This is a genomic window from Mycobacterium sp. UM_11, assembly GCF_001414075.1.
Lineage (GTDB): Bacteria > Actinomycetota > Actinomycetes > Mycobacteriales > Mycobacteriaceae > Mycobacterium.
Genome location: NZ_LATC01000193.1, coordinates 1 through 3,326, shown reverse-complemented (window position 1 = coordinate 3,326; position 3,326 = coordinate 1). Strand labels below are relative to the sequence as shown.

The window sequence follows — 3,326 nt, the reverse complement described above, 5'->3', positions numbered from 1 at the left end:
ATGTGTATAAGAGACAGGGACATGGCTGGAGGCGGAGGAAGGCATGGATTTCGGGTTGTTACCGCCGGAGATCAACTCCGGCAGGATCTACTCAGGGCCGGGGCCGGCGCCGTTGCTCGCGGCTGCGGCCGGCTGGAACGGCTTGGCGGCCGAATTGCATTCGGCGTCGGCGTCTTACGGTGCTGCGATCGCGGAGCTGAGAAGCGTCTGGCATGGACCCTCGTCCGCAGCGATGGCGACCGCGGCGGCGCCCTACATCGCATGGCTGGACGGCACGGCCGGGCAGGCCGAGCAGACCGCCGCCCAGGCAACGGCGGCGGCGGCCGCCTATGAAGCCGTTTTCGCGGCCACGGTCCCGCCGCCGGTGATCGCGGCCAATCGAGCGTTGCTTGCGTCGCTGATCGCGACGAACGTGTTGGGGCAGAACACGGCGGCCATCGCGGCCACCGAGGCCGACTACGCCGAGATGTGGGCGCAAGACGCCGCCGCGATGTACACCTACGCCGCCGCATCGGCGGTGGCGACCCGGCTGACCCCGTTCACGGCGCCGCCCACGACCACCGACGGCAGTGGGGAGGCCGAGCAGTCGGCGGCGGTGGCCTCCGCGCTCCAGTCCTCGACCGCTTCCCGGCTGGAATCCACACTCTCGGAATCGGTTTCGCAGGCTCCGGCCGGCCTGCAGACCCTCGCGGCGAACGCGACTGCGGCGCCGACGGCGGCGGCCGGTCTGCCACTGGGGCTGAAGGACATCACCGGGATCCTGAAGACATTCAACAGCGTCATGGGCACGATCTCGGGGCCATACACCCCGCTGGGGGTGGCGAACCTGGCGAAGAACTGGTACCAGATCGCCCTCAGCATCCCGAGCGTGGGGACGGGCATCCAGGGCATCGGCCCCCTGTTGCACCCCAAGGCGCTCACCGGGGTGTTGGCACCGCTGCTGCGCAGCGACCTGTTGAGCGGCGCGACCGCGCTGTCGAGCGCGGGCACGGTTTCGGCCGCAACTGGGCAGGCCGGACTGGTCGGGTCGTTGTCGGTGCCGGCGAATTGGGCTTCTGCCGTTCCCGCTATCCGAACGGTGGCCGCCGAGCTGCCGGAGACGACGGTGCAAGCCGCTCCCGCGATGGCCGTGAATGGCCAACAAGGCATGTTCGGTCCGACGGCGCTGTCCAGCCTGGCCGGACGCGCCGTCGGCGCGAGCGCCACCCGCGCGGTCGCCGGGTCGACCCTTCGAGTGCCAGGTGCCGTGGCCGTCGACGACCTCGCGACCACGTCCACGGTCATCGTGATCCCGCCGAACGCCAAATAGGAAAGGTGCGGCAATGGTTTTCAGCGATTTCGCAACGCTGCCACCGGAGGTGATCTCCACCCAGATCTACGCGGGCCCGGGCGCGGGGCCGATGCTCGCCGCCGCCGCGGCCTGGGAGACGCTGGCCGCCGAGTTGCACTCCACCGCGGCCGCTTACGGCACGGTGATTTCGGACCTGGTCGGCCAGTCGTGGCAGGGTCCGTCGTCGGAGTCGATGGCCGCGGCGGCAGCACCGTATCTGGCCTGGATGTCGACCACCGCGGGTCAAGCCGAGCAGACCGCAACCCAGGCCCGGGCCGCGGCCGCGGCGTACGAGGCCGCCCTGGCGGCCACCGTGCCGCCGCAGCTCGTCGCGGAGAACCGCATCCAGTTGGCCGCGCTGTTGGAGACGAATGTCCTGGGCCAAAACGACGCCGCGATCGCGGCGACCGAAGACGAGTACGCCCAGATGTGGGCCCAAGATGTCGCCGCCATGTTCAGTTACGCCGGCGCGTCGGAGTCGGCCGGTGAGTTGACCCCCTTCGAGGAGGCGCCGGCAACCACCAACGATGCCGGTGCGGTGGCCCAGGCCGCCGCGGCGGCCGCGGCGGAGCCGACGTCGTTGTCGGCCTGGCTGAAACAGATAGAGGACTTCCTCACCTCACTCACCAGCCAATACACCCAGTTCTGGCAGCAGTTGATCGGGGGAGTCACGGGTAGCCCGGACGTGGCGCCGTTGTGGGAGGCGTTGTATTCCAGCATTTCCCAGATCGGCACCCAGGCGACGTGGACCAACGTCACCAATGCCAGCATCAGCCTGGGCGTCTCGCAGTGGAAGAACTTCTTCATCTACGCACCGTGGAGCGCCGCGATGGCGAAGACCTCGCTGGGCGCGGGCCTGGCGTCGCCGGGGCACGCCGCCGCCGGCATCGCGGCCAAGCCCGTGTCGGCCGTATTGGGGACCGCGCCGACGGTGGGCAAGCTTTCGGTTCCACCCGGCTGGGCGACCGCCGCCCCGGCAATCCGGCTGGCCTCGCTCCCGGGCACCAGCGTGGCCGCGGCCGCGGCGACGGATTTCTCGGGCCTGGTCAACGAGGCGACGTTGGGCAGCTTGGCGGGTGGCGCGCTTGGCGGCCCGGCGGCGCGCGCGGTCACCTCAACCGGCATCCAGCAGGCCCGCGTCGGCACCGGTGAGCGGCGCACCGCGCCGGTCAAGCTGGACCGCATCATCGCCCAACTGCAGGAGATGCCCGACCAGGTTCAGCACTGGAACGTCGACGAGGCCGGCCTCGATGACCTGGTCGCCAGGCTCAGGACGACACCGGGCGTCCACGCCGTGCACGTGACGGACGGCGAGGAGGCCGCCGTCGGAGCGCCCGAATCAAAAGTGTTGTAGCACAGAGGATTTAGCCGTCAATCGAAGGAGGACGCATGAAACTGCTATTGGCGCTTCTCGGTGTGTCGCTGGGCATCGCCGCCGCGGCGCCTGCGCACGCCGTGCCCGGAGAGGACGAGGCGGCCGTCGACGACAACAACGAAGCCTTCATCGCCGACCTCCATGCGCTGGGCATCAGCTTTGCCGACCCGGGCCAAGCCGTGAACGCCGGCAAGGCGGTATGCGGCCTGCTCGCGCGCGGCGTGTCCGGTCTGCAACTCCTCAATGATCTCCGGGACAACAACCCCGGCCTGACCACCAACGGCGCCGCGCAGTTCGCGACGGTGTCGGCGAAGTCCTATTGCCCGCGACAACTCGATGCTTCCGCCAAAGGCTGAACCCATCGGGATCCGAACCGCTCAAGTCATGTCCGCCACCGTTCTAGAGAAAATGCCGATGCTGCAGCACGATTCGCCCTCCCTCGAGCCGGATTTCGGCGCCCTGCCGCCGGAGACGAACTCCGGGCGGATGCATGCGGGCCCGGGCGCCGGATCGATGATGGACGCCGCCCAGGCCTGGGATCTGCTGGGCGCCCAACTCGGCGAGATGGCGCTGAGTTACCGCGCGGTGTTCGCCGAGTTGGGCGCCCAGCAGATCCCAGGC

At 69.5% G+C, this 3,326-nt stretch carries 4 protein-coding genes; all 4 read left to right on the top strand.

Translation table 11 applies throughout. The features are described from left to right. Positions 1-43: 43 nt before the first annotated feature. Positions 44-1,309, top strand: coding sequence for a PPE family protein (locus WU80_RS24370; protein WP_055405882.1), 1,266 nt, complete (start codon positions 44-46; stop codon positions 1,307-1,309). Between the two features lie 13 nt (positions 1,310-1,322). Continuing rightward, positions 1,323-2,684 (top strand): PPE family protein, encoded by a 1,362-nt coding sequence (locus WU80_RS24365; RefSeq protein ID WP_055405654.1) that lies wholly within the window; start codon positions 1,323-1,325, stop codon positions 2,682-2,684. A gap of 35 nt (positions 2,685-2,719) precedes the next feature. Next, positions 2,720-3,061 carry a DUF732 domain-containing protein gene (locus WU80_RS24360; protein ID WP_055405653.1) on the top strand — a complete coding sequence of 114 codons (342 nt, stop codon included), beginning with the start codon at positions 2,720-2,722 and terminating at the stop codon, positions 3,059-3,061. Between the two features lie 58 nt (positions 3,062-3,119). Next, positions 3,120-3,326: PPE domain-containing protein (locus WU80_RS24355; RefSeq protein WP_156371878.1), on the top strand; the 207-nt coding region annotated here is incomplete at its 3' end.

Bases quoted from the DNA above. Each gene is read 5' to 3' on its own strand.
- WU80_RS24360 (WP_055405653.1), top strand. From the start codon at position 2,720: ATGAAACTGCTATTGGCGCTTCTCGGTGTGTCGCTGGGCATCGCCGCC.
- WU80_RS24370 (WP_055405882.1), top strand. From the start codon at position 44: ATGGATTTCGGGTTGTTACCGCCGGAGATCAACTCCGGCAGGATCTAC.
- WU80_RS24365 (WP_055405654.1), top strand. From the start codon at position 1,323: ATGGTTTTCAGCGATTTCGCAACGCTGCCACCGGAGGTGATCTCCACC.